The following is a 19,404-nucleotide window of genomic DNA, read 5'->3' as shown; positions in this document are numbered from 1 at the left end:
TCCACACACGGTTGAAGAAAGTCTTCGGATCTCATTCGGCGGTGTGCGGCGTCGCGGGCGGGCGCCCGCGCAGCAGTGAGGCCAGCGCGCTGATCACAGCCATGATCGCCGCGGTGGTGAAGACGATCACCAGACCGTGATGGAACGGCCCGGACACCAGTTGCGGGAAGAACGTCGTACCGGTCAACGCGTCCGCATTCGCGGGAGGCAGGCTGTTCAGCACGCCGGGGCCGAGCAGATGTGCGATCGGATTGTCGCCCAGAAATGCCGAGAACAGGCTACTGACCGGCGGGAGCGAAGCGAGCCGATCGGCGGTCGCGGTGGGTACGCCGTGCGATTGCAGTCCGCCCGACAGCGCATGCGGCAGGCCGGAGGCGAGCCCGCTGATCATCAGGGAGAAGAACACCCCGATCGACAGCGCGGTACCCGAATTCTGCAGGGTGGCGCGCATTCCCGAGGCCACACCGCGTCGTCCGGCGGGCACGCTGCTCATGATCGAAGAGGTGTTCGGCGCGGAGAACATGCCCTGACCGAATCCGCTGGCCAAGATCAGCAGTGCGAACAACGGATACGGGAACACCACCGGCAGCGCCATCAACCCGAGGAACGAGGCGACCACGATGAGCAGTCCGACGGTGGCGAACAGCCGTGCTCCGTATCGATCGGACAGATAGCCGCACAGCGGTCCCGCGATCAGGAACCCCGCGGTCAGCGGCAGCATGTAGATTCCGGCCCACAGCGGGGTGGATTCGTAGGAGTAACCGTGCAGCGGCAGCCAGATTCCCTGCAGCCAGATGATCAGCATGAATTGCAGGCCGCCGCGGGCGATCGAAACCAGCAGGGCGGCAAGGTTTCCCGCGGCGAAGGCGCGAATGCGGAACAATCCCAGCTGGAACATGGGTTGCCGGACCCTGGTCTCGATCACGCAGAACGCGACGAGTAGCAACACCCCGCCCGCCAGCGCCCCGGTCACCCAGGGGTTGCCCCAGCCGGTGGCGTGCCGCCCGTACGGCTGGATGCCGTAGGTGATGGCGGCGAGGATGACGCTGGTGCCGATGGTGAACGTCGCGGTACCGGCCCAGTCCACCCGGGCGGGCTGGCGTGCGCCGATCTCGCGCAGGCTGCGGTAGGACCACACCGTGCCGACGATGCCGACCGGGACGCTGACCCAGAACACCGCGTGCCAGTCGATCGCGGCCAGCGCGCCACCGGCCAGCAGACCCAGGAACTGACCGGCCAGCGCCGTGATCTGGTTGACGCCCAACGCCATTCCGCGTTGCCGGGCCGGAAAGGCGTCGGTCAGGATGGCCGCGGAGTTTCCGGTCAGCATCGCGCCGCCGAAGGCCTGCACCATGCGCCAGCCGATCAGCCACATCGCGCCGCCGGACCCGTGCATCGGGTCCATCGACAGTGCCAGCGACGCGGCGGAGAAGACCACGAAACCCGCGTTGTAGATGCGCACGCGGCCGAACATGTCGCCGAACCGGCCGAGCGTGACCACCATGACGGCCGAGACCAGCAGGTAGCCCAGGATCATCCAGAGCAGATAGCCGATATTGCCCGCGGCCAGTGGATCCAGGCCGATGCCGCGGAAGATCGCGGGCAGCGAGATGATCACGATGGAGGCGTCCAGCGAGGCGATCAGCACGCCGAGGGTGGTGTTCGACAACGCGACCCATTTGTACCGGTCGCCGACGGCAGGTCGCTGTAATTCGGTGGTACTCATAGACGTTCGGCAAGCCTCTCCAGCAGCGGGACCGCATCGAGCAGCCGGCGGCGTTCGGCCGCGGTGAACTCCGCGGTGAGCACCTGGCTGATGCGCTGGGTGGATTCGGAGCGACGGTCGTCCAGGATGCCGCGACCGGCGGTGGTCACCGACATCACCACCCGGCGGCCGTCCTCGGCGTCGGGGCGGCGGGTGACCAGCCCGCGCTCCTCGAGGGCGGCCAGGGTCGTGCCCATGGCCTGCGGCCGCACCCGTTCCAGTTCGGCCAGCGCACCCGGCGTCGCGGGTCCCTGCCCATCCAGCCGGGCCAGTACCGACGCCTCCGAGAGCGTCAGCTCACCCGAAGCATGCCCCTGCCGCAGCCGCCGGGTGATCCGCCCGACCGCGATCCGCAGCCGGGCCGCGCCGCCGCACAGCTCCGAGCCGTCCCCGGGTTCGTCATCCATAATAGTAACAATAGACTTATCAATCTGAAGTGACGAAATTCTCCAACGAAATCCCTGCTCGCGGGCGTTCGGCTACCGGTGTGCCCGTCTGCGCGCGACATCGGTTACGGCCATGACGTCTTCCGCGCGGCGTGGAGTGTCGTGCGCGCTGCCGTCCAGGAAAAGAGTGACGAGATTTTCCGGCCGAGGTCCTGCTGACGTCTGCTCGGTCGGTGGTGTGTATCGGTCTGCGCGACATTGAGTGCGGCTGTCGCGAATTCGCGCGGTCTGGGATGCTGTGGGCGCGGCCGTCGAGGGGGAGAAGGACGAGATCTCCCGACCGAGGCCCTGCGGACGGCCGTTCGGTCAGCGGTGTGCGCGCATCTTGGCGACATCGGTTACGGCCGCGGCGAATTCGTGCGGGGCCTCCTGCGGGACGTTGTGGCCGATACCGTCCAGGACGCGGTGGTCGTACGGTCCGGTGAACAGGGTGCGGTATCCGGCTCCGGTCTTCGCGGGGCCGTCGAAATCGCTGCTGATCGTGATGGTGGGCACCGTGATGGCGGGTTTGGCGGCCAGGCGGCGCTCATCGTCGTCGTACTGCGGCTCCCCGGGAGCCAGGCCCAGCCGCCAGCGGTAGTTGTGCACCACGATGTCGACGTGGTCCGGATTGTCGAAGGCGGCGGCGGTCAGATCGTAGGTCGATTCGTCGAAATGCCATCCGGGCGAGGCGATCTGCCAGATCTGCCGGTTGAAATCCTTGGTGTACCGGCGGTATCCGAGTTCGCCGCGCTCGGTGCTGAAGTAATACTGGTACCACCAGCCGTATTCGGCCTTCGGCGGCAGCGGCTGGGCATTGGCCGCGACATCGGTGATGAGGTAGCCGCTCACCGCCACCAGGGCCGAGCAGCGCTGAGGCCGGAGTGCGGCCACGACATCGGCGGTCCGCGCGCCCCAGTCGTAGCCGCCGAGAATCGCGGACGGGATTTTCAGTGCGTCCATCAGCGCGATGACGTCCCGGGCGACCGCGGCCTGCTGGCCGTTGCGGACGATGTCCTTCGACCGGAAGCGGGTGGAGCCGAAGCCGCGCAGATACGGGACGATCACCCGCATACCCTGTGCGGCCAGGATCGCCGAGACGTCGGCGTAAGCGTGGATATCGTAGGGCCAGCCGTGCAGCAGGATCACCGGCGTCCCGTCGGCCGGGCCCGCCTCGGCGTAACCGATGTCCAGAACCCCGGCGTTCACCTGCTTCACCGGGCCGAGTGTGTGCTCCGGTGCGGCCGGGGGCGTGCCGGTGTGCTGCCGGGCGGGGGACCCGCAGGCGGCCAGGGCGGCCGTGCCTGCCGCGGCGGTGGTGAAACGGGCGAAATCCCTTCGGCTGAAACCGGTCACGGTCGATATTCCTTCCGGATCGTGCGTGCGTCGTGGTGGGCGCTGCTGGTATCCATCAGAACCCGTACAGGGTCATCGAGTCCAACGATTACCTTTGATCCGAGTCATCACTGAAATTGATAAGATCCAGGTGTGGAGTTACGGCAGATCGAGCACTTTCTCGCGGTCGCGGAGGAGATGAGTTTTTCGCGCGCCACCGAGCGTGCGCATGTGGTCCAGTCGGCGCTGTCGTCCTCGATCGCGAAACTCGAACGCGAACTGGGTGCGCGATTGTTCGACCGGACGCGTCAGCAGATCCGGCTCACCGCGGCGGGGGAGCGGTTCCGGGTGCATGCCTACGAGATCGTGCGGGCGACTCGCGCGGCGGCCGAATCGGTCGTCGAGTTCCATGGAACATTATCCGGCACGGTAGATTTCGGATCGCTGATCTCATACGGCCCGCTGGATGTCGCCGGTGCGCTCGGCGAATTCCATCGCGCGCACCCGTTCGTGCGGCTACGGCTGCGGCTGAGCCAGGCGGGCGCTTCGGCCTACCTGTCCGCCCTGGTCGAGGGTTCGCTGGATCTGGCCCTGGTCTCGATGCCCAATCGCTTTCCGCCGCAACTGGATCTGCGCTTGCTGTTCGAGGAGCCGATGGTCTTCGTCTGCCGCGCCGACCACCCCCTCGCCGACCGCGCCCGCGTCGACGTGGCCGGACTCGCCGAAGAAGAACTCGTCGGCTTTCCCCCCGAATTCGGCCTGCGCCGACTGATGGACGAGGCCTTCCACGCGGCCGGAGCCCGCTCGCAGACCCGGTACGAGGTCCCCGCTGGATACGCCGCCATCGCCGAACTGGTCGCCAACGGCCTCGGCACCGCCTTCATGCCCCCGTCCGAGGCCCGCCGCTTCCCGGCCTTACGTCAGATCGACCTCGCCGACCCCGTCCTGTGGCGGGTCTATCTCGCCTCACCTCCGGCCGGCCAGATGACCCCTGCCACATCTCGTTTGGCGGACACTCTGCTCGGCGCTGCTGTTCGCGCCCGCACGAGCGGTTGATCCCGCTCCGTATCCGCATCATGCGCGGCGCGGAAAATCATCAGAGATGTCGGTAGCGGGCAGCCGCTGTTCGTGCGGCAGCGGACTCGGCGATTCCGTTCGCCGAGACCTCTGTGCCGCAGGGCGATCCGTCACTCGCCGCACGACGGGTGCTGCCACAACACACCACCCGGTCTCTCTTCGGAGCCGGCGTCGCCATTCGCCGGCACCATCACATCCTTGGATCGCTCGCCTCTCGCACCCGATACCCTCGAACCCGTGATCATCTGGCTGAACGGAACCTTCGGAGCCGGGAAAACCACCACCGCGGCAGAATTGGCAGCACTGCTGCCCGGGTCGCGGATCTTCGACACCGAGGAAGTCGGCGTCATGCTCCGCCACGTCCTGGCCTCCGAGCCCGTTCGAGACTTCCAGGACTGGCAGCCCTGGCGCGGGCTGGTCGTGTCCGCCGCGAAACAGATCCTCGACTACGTCGGCGGTACCCTCATCGTCCCCCAATCCGTCCTGGTCCACCGATACTGGCAGGAGATCCGCACCGGGCTCACCAACGCCGGGATCCCGATCTGCCACGTCGTCCTCCACGCCGAGCGCGACGAACTCATCCGGCGCATCGACACCGACCCGACAATGCCGCACTCGCAATGGCGGTTCGACCACCTGGATGATTACGACGCCGCCCGCACCTGGCACAGCCAGGAAGCACATGTCATCGACACCACCAGCCTGAAACCACATCAAGTCGCGAAACTCATTGCTGCACAGGCAGGTCGAACCCGCTTCGCAACCACCGACCGAAATCCTGCCTCATGATCAACGAGATCCACCGCGCCGCGGCGTCTCATGAGGGTCGAGGCATTGCGGAAGCGGGGAGGGGCGTCGGACATGCCGGAGGTGCTGCGAGCTGATCAGGTGTCCACACTGCCTTCGGCTGGGTACAATCGCGACATGATTGTCATTGGGGGGCATCGGTATTGGCGGATATCCCGGTACCGGATCACATCACTACCCGGCCGAGAAGGTTCGGGATTCGTATGAGCGACGTTTCGGTTACATCCGCCGCCCTGAGCGGCTTCGCCAAAGACCTGAACGACGCCGGCGGAACTCTGCTGTCGAACCTGTCCAAGATATCGTCCGGCATATCGCTCCCGGACGGCACTACCGGCGCGCTGGCCACATTGACATCCCCGCTCCAGAATTTCCGGGATCGGATATTGACGCTCGGTCAGCAGAATCACGACAAGATCTCGGGTTTCGGCACCGACCTCGACACCACGGTCAAGGGATTCCAGCAGCAGGACACTTCGTGGGCCAGAGCCATTGCCTCGGCGGGGTCGTCGCTGTCGCTGCCATCGCTGCCCTCCGGCCCAACCGACATCCTGCGATTCAGCGGGATGCAGTCGGTCGATCTTCCTCATATCCAGACCGAAAGCCTCACTCTCAAAGCGGCTGTCACCGCTGCTCACGAGATCGTCTCCATATTCGACGAGCGGCTGAACCAGTCGATCGGGATCAAACCGGCCGATCTGTACCTCACGCCTCTGATCGGTGATTGGGAGAGTGTGCAGACCATCGGCAAGCGGATCCGGCAACTCGGCATCAACGATTCCGTGACTGCGGGCAACCTCAGCAGCGGTTCGCGGTGGCTGACCTCGCAATGGACGGGCGCGGCGGCCAGTTCGTATGCGACCGCGATGAACACGCTCCACACCACGATCTCCAACCGCGGCGCCGATATGGACACCATCGCGAAAACTCTGGAAAAGGGCGGCGAATGTCTGGAGCGGTTGGTCTACAACCAGGCTGCTGGAGTCGCGTCGGGACTGGCAGAGCCATTGAACATGCTGGGCTTCTCACTTCCGGTAGGCGCCTGGGCGCAGGTCGTGGATCGTCCGATGAGCAGTGCGGTCAAAGACCAGATCACCGCCAAGGTGAACACCATTCGCACGGCCGCGGACTCCCGGAACAACACGATCGATGAACTGATGGGCCGGATCCGCAAAGCCCTCGCATACGAACCGGGAACTCCGGTCGCGGAGCCGACGGGCGAGCTTTTCGATCCACCCAGCAAGGTCGTTGTCGACCTGGGAACACTTCGCTACGGCTACAAGAACAATGTCTGGTGGGAGAACAGCCTTGCATCCGCCCTCTGATCCGCCGTTGCCCGACGACCGCGCCGCGTACGGATCCAAGACAGGAATAATCGAAACCGGAGTCAACAACGACATGAGGCAACTCGAGGAAGCAGGTTGGGCTCGCAGTTTCAAGGCTCGCGGTGATATATCCAAATTCTGGAGTGCCGCACTGTGAAAGGAAATATGCAGATCCGTAGGTTCGGCGCGGTTGGGGTGTGTCTTCTCTTCGTGTCGGCTAGCGCCTGCGAGGCCGCACCGTCGACGATTCTGAAGAGTGTGTCGAACTGTGGTCGCCTCTCCATTCCCGCAGATGCGAAGCTGATCTCCCATCTCGATGACAGCCACTTTCGCGCCCAAACCTGGGAGGCGGTGGTCGACATGTCAGCGGCAGAGGTGTCGGATTTCGAATCCCGTTCCGGGCTCGGAGTTTTCGAACCCGGGGTACCGCCGGACTGGCGACAGAAGTACTGGAAGGACGTCGGTAATTCCTCGGTGCTCCAACAGGACACCGGCAATGAGCACTCGCCGCAGCCCGGGTATCCATCACGGTGGGTAGTGGTCCACAACAGCGGCGGGGACACTCGGCGCGTCTTCATCCGCACCGAATGTTGAACCGACCGCAGGATGGCGATTCCGATGATTGCGGGAATCCTCAGCGGCTCGCTCGCAGTATGCGGACCGGGCGCAGTGCTTGGGGTGGTTCGCCCTCGAATTCCGTGGATCCATCGAGGTATCCAGCGATGAGGTCCGTGGCGGAGTGGTCTTCGACGTCGGTGAAGCCGAGCGTGTGCAACTGTGCGGCGATGTGGTCGGGAGTGAAGTAGCTGAACCAGGGTTCGCCGACAGTTTCTGCTCGCTGTGCACGCGCCTGCAGCTGCGTACGATCCTCGTCGGTGTCTGCCGACTGCAGGTAGTCGAAGATCACCTCGACCGGCTCCGATTGGCCGGCAATGTATTCGAGGGTGGTTCGGGCGGCGTCGGGAGTCAGATAGAAGATGACACCGAGCCACACGAATACGGCCGGATCGGTCCGGGTGAATCCGGCGGCCTCCAATCGTGTTGCCAGTGCGTCGGTTTCGAAGTCGACCGGCACGAAAGTCAACCGCTCGGGCTGATCGATACCGGATGCGGCGAGGCGTTGGTGTTTCCATGCTTGGGTAGCGGGATGGTCGACCTCGAATACACGCAGACCGGGATGCGGGTTGCGGTAGGCGAAGGTATCCAGGCCCGCGCCGAGGATCACGACCTGTCGCACGCCGGCCGCGACGGCCTCGGCCACACGATCCTCGGCGAAACGGGCACGCGCAGCGAAGAACAGGCGGCGCGGCCGATCACTGACACCCAGCCGCAGGATCTCCGGGACGACACCGCTACCGGGACGATCCGCTGCGGGCCGGCCCAATTCGGTCAGCTCATCCACAGTGACACCCAGCAGACGTGCCACCAGCGGATCGGTGAGAATCCTCGGCTGGTCGGCAATTTGATGAAATGCACGGGCGTAGGCAGTCACGAGCGCCGTCCGGCTGGGTCCCTCATTTTCCATACTCGAGACGCTACTCATCCATCATCGTTCTGCCACTCCGTCGCCCACTGCGTCAGCGGTGCGAGCCGCTCGACGAGTGTGTGTCCGGCGCGGGTCAGCCGGTACCCCTGCTCGTGTTCGACGAGGCGCGCCTCGGTGAGCTCGGACAGTCGACGGGTCAGCACGCTCGAGGAGAGGTCGCCGCATGCGGTGCGCAGTTCGCGGAAGGTGAGCGGGCCCGGGGCCCGCTCGAGCTCCCAGATCACCCGCAGCACCCAGCGCCGCCCGAGCAGATCGAACAGGGCCATGATCGGGCGCCCGGTGGTCGATCCGCGGACCGGGCGTCCCGGGCGTGGTGTTTCGGCCGCCACGATCACGCCGCTTGCGGCGGGGGTGAATCCTCCAGTCGTCGTGCCATTTCCGCGATGGCCGCGCGCAGTGCCCGATACGGTCGCAGGAACAGGGTCACCTGGGTCAGGCTGCCGGTCTCGGAGAGCTCCTCCCGCAGTACGCCCTGGAGTTCCTGGTCGGCGAATCGTGCGGTGAAGGCGAACATCCCCTGCTGTCCGTCGGTCCAGCGCCGGGTCTGGTGCACCGAGTCGAGCACTGTCGCGATCGTGGCCAGCAGGTGTGCCGCGCGGGCCCGGCCGTGGTAATCGGCGACCGGGCTCGAGAAGGTCGCCTCCTCGGCGAGCAAGGCCGGCAGTTGTGTGAAGTCTTTGGACTGCCACACCTGCAATATCAGACTTTCGGTCATGCCTCTATTTTAGAGGCATGCCGAGGTCCGTGCCAGTTCCCGCGCCGGGGATGAGGCCCATTACGCGGCCTTCGGCATTACCGAGGCCTCTCATCGGGCAGCACCCCGACGGCCTCTCGAAGGCGAACTTGCGGGTTCCGCAGCGGACGTTCTATCGTGACCGCAACCCGATAGGTGCTCTCCAGGAAACACAGTCGCAGAGTGGGAGTCCCGCCTCATCCGAGTAGGCGTGGGTGGGCGACGCGATTACGCACGCCCATCTCCTACGGAGGATTTCATGCATATCGGTCTCGGCCTCCCCATCGCTGTTCCCATCACGCTGCCCGAATGGGCTCGCCGCGCAGAAGCCGTCGACTTCTCGACACTCGGCCTGCTCGACCGCCTCGTCTACGACAACCCGGAACCGCTGATCACCCTGGCGATGCTCGCCGGTGCCACCAGCCGCATCCGCCTGCAGACCGAGGTGCTGATCGCACCGCTGCGCGATCCCGCATTGCTCGCCAAGCAAGTCGCCACGCTGGACCTGATGTCCGGCGGCCGGTTCGTGCTCGGTCTCGGTGTCGGCGGTCGCGACGACGACCACGAGGCCAGCGGTACCGATGTACGCGCCCGCGGCCGTCGCCTGGATCAACAGCTCGGCGTCATGCGACGCTTGTGGTCCGGTGACCGGTTCAGCGACAGCTGTGGTCCCATCGGTCCCGCACCCGTCACGCCCGCTGGTCCGGCACTGCTGTTCGGCGGCTTCGCGCCCGCCGCCATCGACCGCGTGGGCCGCTGGGGTGGCGGGTTGCTCGCCGCCGCCGCGCCCTCCTGGGCCGGCAACCTCTTCGATCTGGCCCGCAAGTCCTGGAGCGACCACGGCCGCTCCGGCTCGCCGCGCATCGTTGCCCAGCTGAACGCGGTCCTCGGTCCACAGCCGTTGATCGACCAGGCCCGGGGAGCCATTCTCGACTACTACGAGTTCAGCGGCCGCGCCGACTACATGGCCGACGGCATGCTCACCACCCCGGAGCAGATCCGTTCCGCTATCCGGCAATTCGAAGATCTCGGCGCCGATGAGGTGATGCTCTACTGCTACGGCACCGATCCCGATCAGGTCGACCGTCTGGCCGATGCCGTGCTTTGAAGCCTCGAAGCCGGGCCTGTGCGGACGACGGCATTTCCGGCATCCGGATGGGTCGCTGATACTCGAATCGCTCGATAATCGGCATGTGCGTGCGCTCGCCGCGATCGAAAGCGTTGCCGGGCAGAAGGATCGCGAGCCGTTGGGACCGGCGTCGAGAACCTGGGCGGCTGCGTCGAATGCGGCAAGAGCATGTACCCGTACCCGGGATGGTCTCGGCACGTTGATTTGTCTCGAAGGTGGCGTCGGAAAACGGCAGGGACCGCATATCCGCCGCGGTTGTCCGCAAGGGCACACCGCGGGACTGCGCTTCGGTGCGGGCGCGTTGCCCGGCCACCGGACCACAGGAGCTGATCCAGCGACCGGCTCTGTGAATCGTGCCCCGTCCTGCCCACGAGAACGGGGCCGGCTGCGTGCCGGATGCCGCCGGACCATCGTCTCGGGTCGGTCCCGATCTCCCGCCGAATCTCGGTGCCGGATCGCTGATCAGTCTCGGAATCGTTCTCGCAGCGGGCGATCGGTGGGGGTGCTGGGATAGATGCCGCGGTCGACGAGGCGGGGCACGACCTCGTCGATGAACTCCCGGATGGCTGTCGAGCCCGCTGCGAACATGAGGTTGAAACCGCCGACGTTGCCGTCGTCGTGCCAGGCCGCGAAGTCGTCGGCGAGTTCGTCGTAGCTGCCTACGAATTTGCGGTGCGTCGCCCCGCCGCGGCCGACCGCCTGTGCGACGACCTCGCGTACGGTCACATCGGGGTGCTGTTGAATCCAGTTGTAGAGCCCGACGTAGTTGCCGAAGGTGCTCTTGATCGTCTCCTCGACGTCTTCCGGGCGCGGTAGCAGATGGGTGGGGAACGGTTCGGTGATGTCGCCGAGCGGGATGTCGATACCGAACTGTCCCAGTGCGAATGGTGCGAGGGGTTCCCAATCGACGTGACTGTCCAGTTCCCGCAGTTTCTCCTCGGCCTCCTTCGCGGTCCGGCCGAGGTAGGGGATGAGACCGGGGATGGCCGGGACCGAACCCGGAGTCCGGCCCTGTTCGATGAGCGCCTTGTCCAGTGCCTCGCGGTAGACCGCGGCGCCGGCGCGAGTGGAGGAGTTGGTGAAGACCATCTCGGCATGTCTGGCGGCGACCTTGATGCCCGGTCCCGACCCGCCGGCCTGCGCGATGAGCGGCCGATGCTGTCGGCTGGGCGCGATGTTGAGTGGTCCGGAGACGTGAAACAGGTTGCCCTGGTGGTCGATCGGCTCGGCGTAGAACCGGGTGAGGCCGTCGGGATCACGACGCAATGCTCGGTTGTCCCACAATGCTCGCAGGACCTGGAGGAACTCGTCGGCGCGTTGATAGCGCGCCGCGCGATCCGGATGCTGTCGCAGGCCGTAGTTCTGTGCGAACCGATCGACCACCGAGGTGACGGCGTTGTATCCGGCGCGGCCGTCGGAGATCTGGTCGAGCGAGGCCAGCAGCCGGGCCAGGTTGTACGGGTCGTAGAAGGTCGTCGACGCCGTCGCGATCAGGCCGACGTGCTGGGTGTGCTGGGAGATCGCGGTCAGTGCGGTGATGGGCTCGGCCGGCCCGCCGTCGAATGCCGGAGACCCCTGCATGCCCGGGATGTCGCCGACGAACAAGGCGGTGAACAGGCCCTCGTCGCCGAACGCGCCGTACTCGAGCAGGCGCTCGAAGGTGCTGCGTTCGGGAACGCCTTGCGCCCGTTCGTATTTGTAGGCTCCCTGGTGCAAGTTGAGATCGTTCGCTACCAGGTTCAGATGTAGGTGGCGTTGCTCTGCCATGGCGGCTCCTGTCGTGACATACCCAGGGTAGGGGCGTGTTTCGGTCTTCTGGAACCAGTCGACAGCGGCAGGTGCCCACGGCGGCACTTGTAGGATCCTCTTGTGTTGGAACGATTCCGAGTACAGCGGGCTGTGGCCGCGCCCGCAGCCCAGATCTTCGCCATTCTCAGTGATCCGCAGGGGCATGTCGCCATCGACAGTTCGGGCATGCTGATGGCAGCCAGCGGAGAAGTGGTCACCGGAACCGGTGACACCTTCGTCGTGCACATGGACCGCGAAGCTCTCAACGATCGCCCGCTGGGGCTGTACGACGTCACTGTCGAGATCGTCACGTTCGAACCCGATCGGGAGATCGCGTGGACCATTCACGGTGGGCGAAAGTGGGAACACGTCTACGGCTACCAGCTGGAACCGATCGAGGCAGGCACACTTGTGACGTCCTACTACGACTGGTCGGCGGTCCCTCGGGAAATCAAGGACCGAGTCGGCTTCCCGGTCATCCCGGAAAGCGCACTTCGCGCGACACTCGGCATCCTGGCTCGCACGGCCGCTCCCGGTGAGCCGCGGCCGGAACTGCCTCCGCGATAACGCGAATCGTGGTGGCTCGACTATAAGCGACCGCCCGATCCCCGAAGCACTCGCCGAGAGTGCCGCCACCGAAACGACTATCCACAGATGGGAGCCGCTCGGGCGGCGCCGGGTAGTGCTGACGGGTATCCGCCACGGCGAGTGGTGGTCTGGAGGACTGTCAGATGCGGGCCGGTGCGCCGCGTCGCCGGGGCCGCATCTGATACAGGCGATACCAGGCCAGCGCCAGGAAGACCGCGGCCAGAGCGGCGACCAATCCCATGTCGAGCAGCCAGGTGCCGACGGTGTGCCGCCAGAGCGGGTCGGGGCCGCCCTTGTGCGGTGTCAGGGTGTCGAGGTCGATGCTGGCGGCTCCCGCACCGAAGCCCCAGCGGGACGGCGCCAGGTAGGACAGCTGCGCCAGGACCGGAGTGCCGGGTAGCCGGACCATTCCGCCCGTGAGCACCAGTTGCGCCATCGAGATCACGATCAGCAGCGGCAGCGTCTTCTCCGAGGTGCTCACCGACACCGACACCAGCAGTCCCAATGCCAGTGACGCGATGCCCAGCAGCGCCATCGCCATGATCAGTTCCAGATCGATCGACGTGAATATCCCCGAGGCGGGCATCTTCTGACCGATCGTGCCGATCAGGTACATCACCACCGTCTGCAGGACGGTGATCAGGCCCAGGACCAGTAGTTTCGACATCAGATAGACCCCGGCCGACAGTCCGGCCGCGCGTTCTCTGCGATAGATGGTCTGCTCTTTCACGATCTCGCGGATCGAGTTGCCGGTGCCGATGAAGCATGCGCCGAAGGCCAGGATCATGAGCTTGGTCGGGGCATCGGCATTGCTGCCGGGCTCCCCGACGAAGCCCGCCCCCGACGGCACCGCCGCGATCAGGCCGCCGAGGATCAATGGCATCACAGCGAGCAGCACCAGATAGCTTCGATCCGAGGCGATGACCGCGAGGTAACGTCGGCACAGCGTGCTGAGCTGGCTCAACTTGGACTGTGAGGGCGGTGGCGGCGCGGGCGGCGACTGCACTTCGACGGAGCGGTCGTCGTCGGTCAGTCCGACCGCCACATAGTGCCCGAAGCGCGGCGACGCCCGGAATTCACCGGCCCAGTCGCGCTCGTCCTCCTGGTCGAACGCCTGGAACACCTCGGCCCAGGACGGTTGCCCGAACTGCTGCAAGCCCTCGTCGGGCGGTCCGTAGTAGGCGAGTTTGCCGCCGGGCACCAGAACCAGCAGACGGTCGCACGCATCGAGGTTCGCGACGCTGTGCGTGACGACGATGACCGTCCGCCCGTCGTGCGCCAGTCCCGACAGCATCTCCATGACCGTCTTGTCCAGGCCCGGGTCGAGGCCGGAGGTCGGTTCGTCGAGGAACAGCAGCGACGGTTTGGTCAGCAACTCCAGCGCGACGCTCACGCGCTTGCGCTGGCCGCCGGAAAGCTTCTCGATTCGAGTGTCGGCGTGCCGGGTCAGACCGAGTTCTTCGAGGACCTCGTCGACCCGCTGCTCACGCTCCTGCTTGCGCGTGTCACCCGGGAATCGCAGTTCCGCCGCGTAGAGCAGGGCGCGTCGCGTCGGAAGCTGGTTGTGCAGGATGTCCTCCTGGGGCACCAGCCCGATCCGATGCCTCAGCTCGTCGTAATCGGCGTAGAGGTCGCGGCCGTCGTAACGGACCGTCCCCTCGGTCGCGGGACGCAAACCGGTGACCGCGCCGAGCAATGTCGACTTGCCCGCGCCACTGGGGCCGATGACTCCGACGAGCGAGCGCTGCGGGATGGGGAAGCTCACCTCGTCGAGCAGTACCTTTCCTTCCGGGGTACGCACGATGAGGTTCTGCACCGAAACCGAGACGTCGCCGGTATCGACCGATTCGCGCAGTTCGTCGCCGACGAGCCGGTAGGTGGTGTGCCCCATGCCGATCGAGTCGGCTTCGGACAGATCCGCGACGTCGACGCGCGAGCCGTTGACGTAGGTGCCGTTGTGGCTGCCGAGGTCGGCGACCCGGTATTTGCCTGTGCCGATCACGCGCAGTTCGGCATGGTGGCGAGAGACCATGAGGTCGGGCACGACGATGTCGTTGTCGGCGGCGCGGCCGATCCGGAGCGTGCCGCTGATCCGGACGGCCGCGCCGGGGTGCGCGACCGGAGCCGACACTCGCGAGACACGGCGGTCCGAGGGCAACAGCGTGAAGGTTGCTTCGTCGTCGAGGTCGTAGCCGGGATTCGGCACGATCATCGTGTCTTCCCCGATGTCGCCACCGGGATCGTGGGCGGGTCGCGTCTGCGGCATCTCCACCGAACAGGTCAGCTTCTCGCCGTCCACGGCGTGACCGAGCTGGAACGTCTCGTCATGGTCGATCACCATCCGCTCGACGCGGTGACCGTCGAAAAAGGTGCCGTTGAGACTGCTCGCGTCCTCGATTTCCCAGCCGTCCGATCCTCGTTCCAGGATGGCGTGCAGAGAAGACACCCGCGGATCGCTGAGCACGATATCGGCGGACGGACCGCGGCCGACGTTATATGCGCCTCCGGCTCGGAGTCGATAGACGCGTTCTCTCGTCTGCACCACGAGTACCGGTGACTCGGCGAATTCGGTGGAAGACTGATTATCCGCCATAGCTGGAGTATACGACCGTGCGGCTGTACCGGAGCGGCAAATCTCGCGCTCGGACGAACAACTCGGCTGGTCCAGAGGTTGCCGTTTGGGCCGTCGGACGTGCTGTTTCGCGTGCTACCGCCGAAACGGAGACTGCGGCCGATATAATTGGGTGACGATTCGAGGACTTTCACACCTTGCGATCCGTTGCCCTTTATGTTCGCGTCGACTGTTCGGCTCGCGCGATGGTGTCACGAGCTTCGGCACAATATATTTGTAGGTAACCGAATCGGTTCGCGAACACAGAAATTCCCGCCCAGAAAATCGGCATTACCGCTGCCTCGGACACCCTGGCAAGCCGCCGCCCGGCCACCACAGGAACTGTCCGGACGCGGCGTCGGCGAAGCGCATGCAGACTATCGTCGACATCTTCGGGACGAAACGCGCCGGTGAGGAGATGGCGATGCGGTACGAGGAATACCGGGCTCACGATGCGGTCGGGCTGGCCGAGTTGGTCGCTCGGGGCGAGGTGCGTGCGGCCGAACTGCTGGAGCTGGCATTGGATCGCTGCGCGCAGGTCGATCCGGCGATCAACGCGGTGAGTTTGCTGATGGCGGAGAACGGTCGGCGGCTGGCCGGGCGCGAGGAACTTTCGGGGCCGTTCGCCGGGGTGCCGTTCCTCATCAAGGATCTGGCGCAGGACTATGCCGGATATCCGACCTCCGCGGGCACCGGGCCGCTGCGGTCGGTGCCGGCGCGCGAGCACAGCCTCGTAGTGCGGCGCTGGCTGGACGCGGGACTGGTGATCTTCGGTAAGACCACCACCCCGGAATTCGGCAGTAAGGGCATCACCGAGACCAGGACCTTCGGCGCGACCCGCAATCCGTGGAATACCGAACGCTCGCCGGGCGGATCCTCGGGCGGGTCGGCCGCGGCGGTCGCCGCCGGCATCGTGCCGGTGGCGGGCGCCAGCGATGGCGGCGGTTCGATTCGCATTCCTGCGGCCTGTACCGGACTGTTCGGGCTGAAACCCGGGCGCGGGCTGATTCCCGGCGGTCCGGTGTCCGGCGATCCGCTGTTCGGGGCGGTCAGCGAGGGCGTGCTGTCTCGCAGCGTTCGGGATACCGCCGCCATGTTCGACATACTCACCCCGCCCGACCCCGGTGCCCCCTACCTGGTTCCGCTATCCGAACGCCCGTATCTCGATGCGGTGAAAGATCCCGTGCGCCGCCTGCGGATCGGATTCACCCACGCGTCCCCACAGGGCACACCGGTCGATCCCGAGGCGGTCCGCGCGGTCGAGGAGGCCGCGGCGCTGCTGGAATCGCTGGGGCACACCGTGGAACCGGCCGCACCGGATATCGACGGACAACGTCTGGGTATGGACTTCATGACCGTCTGGACCGGCTGGTGCGCCGCGGAACTCGCCGAGGCCTGTCGCGAAACGGGCGCTTCCGCAACAGATTTCGATATCGATACGCAGGTACTCGCGGCGGCGGGCCGTGCGGTACCCTCTCCGGAACTGCTGCTCGCGCATGTCCGCTGGACCGAATACACCCGCGCCCTGGGCATTTTCCACGAGACCTACGACCTGTTGCTCACTCCTGCCGTGGCCGGACCGCCGCTACGCATCGGCCAGAACCGCACTCCCGCGATCGCCGATACCGTACTGCCGCCACTGCTTCGTCTGGGAGTAGGAAAGATATTGTCCCGCACCGGATTCTATCGCGATACGGTCACCGCCAACCTGTCGGCCGTCCCGTTCACCCAGCTGGCGAACGTCACCGGCCGCCCCGCCATGAGCGTGCCGACCCACTGGACCGCGGACGGCCTGCCGCTGGGCACCCAGTTCGTGGGCCGCCCCGGCAGTGAGTACCTGCTCCTGCAGCTCGCCGCCGAGATCGAAACGGCTCAGCCCTGGTTCGACCGTGTCCCGCCCGAATCCGGCCTCGTCGCGTCCTCGACCGGGGCGGACCGGACACAGCGGTGAGGTTCGCCCGGACTACTCGCGCCAGCCGCGGAGTTCGACGCCCTTGGCGGTGTCGACCCGGAAACCCAGTGAAATCTCCGCTGTCGCTTCGGGTTCCAGCGGTAGCCGCCAGGTCAGCTCGCCCAGATCGGTGCGGTGGTCCGGGTCGGGGCGGCAGCTGAGGTCCCGGACCACGATGCCCTCGTCGCGTGAGACGGGAATCCGGTCCAGGACGGTGACGGTGGTGGCGCGGCGGCCGTAGTTGCCCACGGTTATGCGGTAGCGGACCTCGCGCCGGGTCGCGCTGCCGATCACCACCTTTCCGGCGGTGCGGCGCACCAGCTCACGTTCGGCCCGGATTCGTTCGTCCACACCGAGATTCAACTCGATCTCCTCGCCGGGGGCCCAGATATCCAGGGTTGTGGTGCCGACGAACTCCGCGTCGTGGAATACCGAGGCCCGGCCCGGCCGCAGTGTGTGCTCGGAGCCGTTGACCGCGGTGGCCCGCAGATACACCTCCTGACTCTGCGCCGGTGCGGTGATGTGATCGAGAGTGGCATCCAGATCCAGAGTGGCCACTGTGGTGCGATGCGCGGTCGCATCGCTCGGGATGGTGATTCGTTGGTGCGGGCGGTAAGTGGTCGCTGCCGCCCCGTGTTCGACTGCGGGCGAAGCCGAGTCGACCACGCCTGCGGGTAGTGCCCTGGCGCGCGGCATCATTCCGGGTTCGGGCGGACCACCAGCCGGAGCGCCGTAAGCCGCCACCGGCTCGGGCGGCCGCAGCCGGTCGAGGAACCACGGCTCCGGTTCGGGCAGCCGAGCCGAGACCGCCGGGCGGGCGGTGGACAGGGCCAGTTCGCACGGGGGCCAGTCCTCGCCGGTGTTCTGGGTGATCTCCGCGTACCAGCCGAGCGTGAGTCGTTCCCCGCGCAACCGGATATCGTAGGTCGAGATCCAGCGGGCGTCGTCGACCACGTAGGACAGTTCGAGTTCGAGCTCCCCGGCCGCCTGCACGTCGAGCGTGACCGCGACCTGCCGGCGATCCGGAGTGCGCTGCCGGTGATGTTCGGCGAGGTCACGCTCCACGGCACGCAACTCCTCCTCCAAGCGCTCGTGCTGCCGGTGCAGTTCACGCCGCCGTCCGAGGGTCGCGCCGAGCTGCTGTGCGAGCGAATCGCTCAGTCCCGCGACCCGGTCCGGCTCCATCTCGCCCGCGGCGAGCGCCCTGGCGAATGCGCTGCCGGACCGGCGGCCGAGGCTGGTGAGCAATTCGGTCCGGCTGTCCTCGACGGTGCGGGCGTCGGCCGACTCCGCGAGCCCGGACCGGATCTGCTCGGCGCGCTGTTCGAGCTCCCGCACAACGGCATCGGGCGAGCGTGGATTGCGCTGCATCGCCACATCGACGCCGAGGACCGATGCCGCACCTCGCCCGCTCACCCGCACCGAATCCGGCACCAGTTCCAGCGGCAGTCCACCGACTTCCACCAGCTGCTCGCCGGTCTCCACGATGACGGTCGTGCGCCGGGTGATCCGCGCCTGTCCGGGATAGACGGTCACCGCCACGATCGGGGCGTCCACCATGCTCATGCCGCGAGGCTACCGTGATCGGCGGTCGGCCGAGGCGATGCCGGGCAAGAGGTCGGCGATCAACGCGTCGGCGAAATCAGTGGTCAGGGGTTCGGGGGGAAGTAGCAGGCGGTGGTGGCACGCGCCCCTGAGGGTCCGGCGGCCCGATTCGGCTGTGCTACTGCGGCCCGGCCGATCGTCTCGATGTCATGCGGGCAACCTCGGCCGCCGGACCCGGTGCGAAGATGACGTTCGTGACCGCAGCCGACGACGATCGTGACGTGGCCGCCCCGCCCTCGACGCTGTATCTGGTCAAACAGCTGGAACTGGCGGTACGGGCGGTGATGGACGACGCGCTGCGCCCGCTGGGGCTGACGACGCTCCAGTACACGGCGTTGACGGTGCTCGAGCGGCGCGGCGGGCTGTCCTCGGCGCAGCTGGCGCGCAGGGCGTTCCTGCGGCCGCAGACGATGCACGTGATGGTCCGGACGCTGGAGGGGCGCGGGCTGATCAGCCGGGACCGTGACCCGGCCAATCGCCGGGTGCTGGTCGCGTCGCTGACCGACCGGGGCCGCGAGCTGCTCGACCGGGCCGCACCTCGCATCGAGCAGATCGAGTCCGGCCTGCTCGCTCAGATGAGTCCGCGGCGCGGCGCGGAGTTCCGGGCCGCGTTGCGGCAGGGCGTCGCCGCGTTGACCGCCGAGGCCGCCGCGCGCGGTGTCCCGGCGGCCACTTCTGCCGACGAGTAGTCCGGAGCTGTTGACGGCGAACGCGTCCGGCGG

At 66.5% G+C, this 19,404-nt stretch carries 17 protein-coding genes; 8 read left to right on the top strand and 9 right to left on the bottom strand.

The window, feature by feature from the left end; translation table 11 throughout:
- Positions 1-31: 31 nt before the first annotated feature.
- The 3 genes from NV1_RS13665 to NV1_RS13655 form a co-directional block, all read right to left on the bottom strand.
- On the bottom strand, positions 32-1,726 hold the full coding sequence (locus NV1_RS13665) for an MFS transporter (protein ID WP_067890398.1): 1,695 nt from the start codon (positions 1,724-1,726) through the stop codon (positions 32-34).
- Positions 1,723-2,172, bottom strand: a complete 450-nt coding sequence (locus NV1_RS13660) for a MarR family winged helix-turn-helix transcriptional regulator (RefSeq protein ID WP_067890395.1) — start codon at positions 2,170-2,172, stop codon at positions 1,723-1,725. The genes NV1_RS13665 and NV1_RS13660 overlap by 4 nt, the downstream gene beginning before the upstream one ends.
- A gap of 345 nt (positions 2,173-2,517) precedes the next feature.
- Positions 2,518-3,546, bottom strand: coding sequence for an alpha/beta fold hydrolase (locus NV1_RS13655; protein WP_067890394.1), 1,029 nt, complete (start codon positions 3,544-3,546; stop codon positions 2,518-2,520).
- Positions 3,547-3,678: 132 nt separating this feature from the next.
- Between NV1_RS13655 and NV1_RS13650 the strand changes: the two genes are divergently transcribed.
- The 4 genes from NV1_RS13650 to NV1_RS13635 all read left to right on the top strand — a co-directional run bounded on the left by NV1_RS13650 (position 3,679) and on the right by NV1_RS13635 (position 7,325).
- Positions 3,679-4,581 carry a LysR substrate-binding domain-containing protein gene (locus NV1_RS13650; RefSeq protein WP_067890393.1) on the top strand — a complete coding sequence of 301 codons (903 nt, stop codon included), beginning with the start codon at positions 3,679-3,681 and terminating at the stop codon, positions 4,579-4,581.
- 258 nt (positions 4,582-4,839) lie between these two features.
- A complete protein-coding gene (locus NV1_RS13645) occupies positions 4,840-5,391 on the top strand; it encodes a nucleoside/nucleotide kinase family protein (protein WP_067890627.1) in 552 nt (183 codons plus the stop codon).
- A gap of 221 nt (positions 5,392-5,612) precedes the next feature.
- On the top strand, positions 5,613-6,731 hold the full coding sequence (locus tag NV1_RS13640) for a hypothetical protein (RefSeq protein ID WP_067890391.1): 1,119 nt from the start codon (positions 5,613-5,615) through the stop codon (positions 6,729-6,731).
- A 258-nt stretch (positions 6,732-6,989) separates the two neighbouring features.
- Positions 6,990-7,325: a hypothetical protein gene (locus NV1_RS13635; RefSeq protein WP_157116883.1), complete on the top strand. Its 336-nt coding sequence runs from the start codon at positions 6,990-6,992 to the stop codon at positions 7,323-7,325.
- A 40-nt stretch (positions 7,326-7,365) separates the two neighbouring features.
- Here NV1_RS13635 and NV1_RS13630 read toward each other — a convergent pair whose 3' ends face one another.
- The 3 genes from NV1_RS13630 to NV1_RS13620 all read right to left on the bottom strand — a co-directional run bounded on the left by NV1_RS13630 (position 7,366) and on the right by NV1_RS13620 (position 8,992).
- On the bottom strand, positions 7,366-8,256 hold the full coding sequence (locus tag NV1_RS13630) for a class I SAM-dependent methyltransferase (protein ID WP_067890387.1): 891 nt from the start codon (positions 8,254-8,256) through the stop codon (positions 7,366-7,368).
- Between the two features lie 14 nt (positions 8,257-8,270).
- Entirely contained in the window at positions 8,271-8,543 is a 273-nt protein-coding gene (locus tag NV1_RS13625; RefSeq protein WP_174557437.1) for a winged helix-turn-helix transcriptional regulator, read from the bottom strand.
- 65 nt (positions 8,544-8,608) lie between these two features.
- A complete protein-coding gene (locus tag NV1_RS13620; protein ID WP_067890384.1) occupies positions 8,609-8,992 on the bottom strand; it encodes a nuclear transport factor 2 family protein in 384 nt (127 codons plus the stop codon).
- Positions 8,993-9,269: 277 nt separating this feature from the next.
- Between NV1_RS13620 and NV1_RS13615 the strand changes: the two genes are divergently transcribed.
- Positions 9,270-10,118: an LLM class flavin-dependent oxidoreductase gene (locus NV1_RS13615; RefSeq protein WP_067890381.1), complete on the top strand. Its 849-nt coding sequence runs from the start codon at positions 9,270-9,272 to the stop codon at positions 10,116-10,118.
- Between the two features lie 483 nt (positions 10,119-10,601).
- On the opposite strand, the gene NV1_RS13610 is transcribed toward NV1_RS13615, so the two are convergent.
- Positions 10,602-11,906 carry an NtaA/DmoA family FMN-dependent monooxygenase gene (locus NV1_RS13610; protein ID WP_067890378.1) on the bottom strand — a complete coding sequence of 435 codons (1,305 nt, stop codon included), beginning with the start codon at positions 11,904-11,906 and terminating at the stop codon, positions 10,602-10,604.
- 102 nt (positions 11,907-12,008) lie between these two features.
- Here NV1_RS13610 and NV1_RS13605 point away from each other — a divergent pair, with 102 nt between their 5' ends.
- Entirely contained in the window at positions 12,009-12,494 is a 486-nt protein-coding gene (locus NV1_RS13605; RefSeq protein ID WP_067890375.1) for an SRPBCC family protein, read from the top strand.
- A 160-nt stretch (positions 12,495-12,654) separates the two neighbouring features.
- Here the strand turns inward: NV1_RS13605 and NV1_RS13600 are convergent, their stop codons facing one another.
- The gene (locus NV1_RS13600; protein WP_067890371.1) at positions 12,655-15,108 is read right to left on the bottom strand and encodes an FHA domain-containing protein; all 2,454 of its coding nucleotides are present in this window, start codon (positions 15,106-15,108) and stop codon (positions 12,655-12,657) included.
- A gap of 442 nt (positions 15,109-15,550) precedes the next feature.
- Here NV1_RS13600 and NV1_RS13595 point away from each other — a divergent pair, with 442 nt between their 5' ends.
- Entirely contained in the window at positions 15,551-17,077 is a 1,527-nt protein-coding gene (locus NV1_RS13595) for an amidase (protein ID WP_067890621.1), read from the top strand.
- A 12-nt stretch (positions 17,078-17,089) separates the two neighbouring features.
- On the opposite strand, the gene NV1_RS13590 is transcribed toward NV1_RS13595, so the two are convergent.
- A complete protein-coding gene (locus NV1_RS13590; RefSeq protein WP_067890368.1) occupies positions 17,090-18,643 on the bottom strand; it encodes a DUF4139 domain-containing protein in 1,554 nt (517 codons plus the stop codon).
- Between the two features lie 188 nt (positions 18,644-18,831).
- On the opposite strand from NV1_RS13590, the gene NV1_RS13585 reads away from it, so the two are divergent.
- Complete coding sequence (locus NV1_RS13585; RefSeq protein ID WP_245713703.1) at positions 18,832-19,371, top strand: MarR family winged helix-turn-helix transcriptional regulator; 540 nt, start codon at positions 18,832-18,834, stop codon at positions 19,369-19,371.
- The last annotated feature ends 33 nt before the right edge of the window (positions 19,372-19,404 follow it).

Origin of the sequence: Nocardia vaccinii NBRC 15922 (assembly GCF_001613305.1) — a bacterium.
Taxonomy (GTDB): Bacteria; Actinomycetota; Actinomycetes; order Mycobacteriales; family Mycobacteriaceae; genus Nocardia; species Nocardia vaccinii.
Note: the sequence above shows the minus strand (reverse complement) of the source record. Positions and strands in the feature narration are given on the sequence as shown.

Excerpts from the sequence above, each read along its gene's own strand:
- NV1_RS13615 (WP_067890381.1), top strand. The coding sequence starts at position 9,270 with ATGCATATCGGTCTCGGCCTCCCCATCGCTGTTCCCATCACGCTGCCC.
- NV1_RS13610 (WP_067890378.1), bottom strand. The coding sequence starts at position 11,906 with ATGGCAGAGCAACGCCACCTACATCTGAACCTGGTAGCGAACGATCTC.
- NV1_RS13625 (WP_174557437.1), bottom strand. The coding sequence starts at position 8,543 with ATGGCCCTGTTCGATCTGCTCGGGCGGCGCTGGGTGCTGCGGGTGATC.
- NV1_RS13660 (WP_067890395.1), bottom strand. The coding sequence starts at position 2,172 with ATGGATGACGAACCCGGGGACGGCTCGGAGCTGTGCGGCGGCGCGGCC.
- NV1_RS13630 (WP_067890387.1), bottom strand. The coding sequence starts at position 8,256 with ATGGAAAATGAGGGACCCAGCCGGACGGCGCTCGTGACTGCCTACGCC.
- NV1_RS13600 (WP_067890371.1), bottom strand. The coding sequence starts at position 15,108 with ATGGCGGATAATCAGTCTTCCACCGAATTCGCCGAGTCACCGGTACTC.
- NV1_RS13595 (WP_067890621.1), top strand. The coding sequence starts at position 15,551 with ATGCGGTACGAGGAATACCGGGCTCACGATGCGGTCGGGCTGGCCGAG.
- NV1_RS13665 (WP_067890398.1), bottom strand. The coding sequence starts at position 1,726 with ATGAGTACCACCGAATTACAGCGACCTGCCGTCGGCGACCGGTACAAA.
- NV1_RS13640 (WP_067890391.1), top strand. The coding sequence starts at position 5,613 with ATGAGCGACGTTTCGGTTACATCCGCCGCCCTGAGCGGCTTCGCCAAA.
- NV1_RS13620 (WP_067890384.1), bottom strand. The coding sequence starts at position 8,992 with ATGACCGAAAGTCTGATATTGCAGGTGTGGCAGTCCAAAGACTTCACA.
- NV1_RS13585 (WP_245713703.1), top strand. The coding sequence starts at position 18,832 with ATGCGGGCAACCTCGGCCGCCGGACCCGGTGCGAAGATGACGTTCGTG.
- NV1_RS13590 (WP_067890368.1), bottom strand. The coding sequence starts at position 18,643 with ATGAGCATGGTGGACGCCCCGATCGTGGCGGTGACCGTCTATCCCGGA.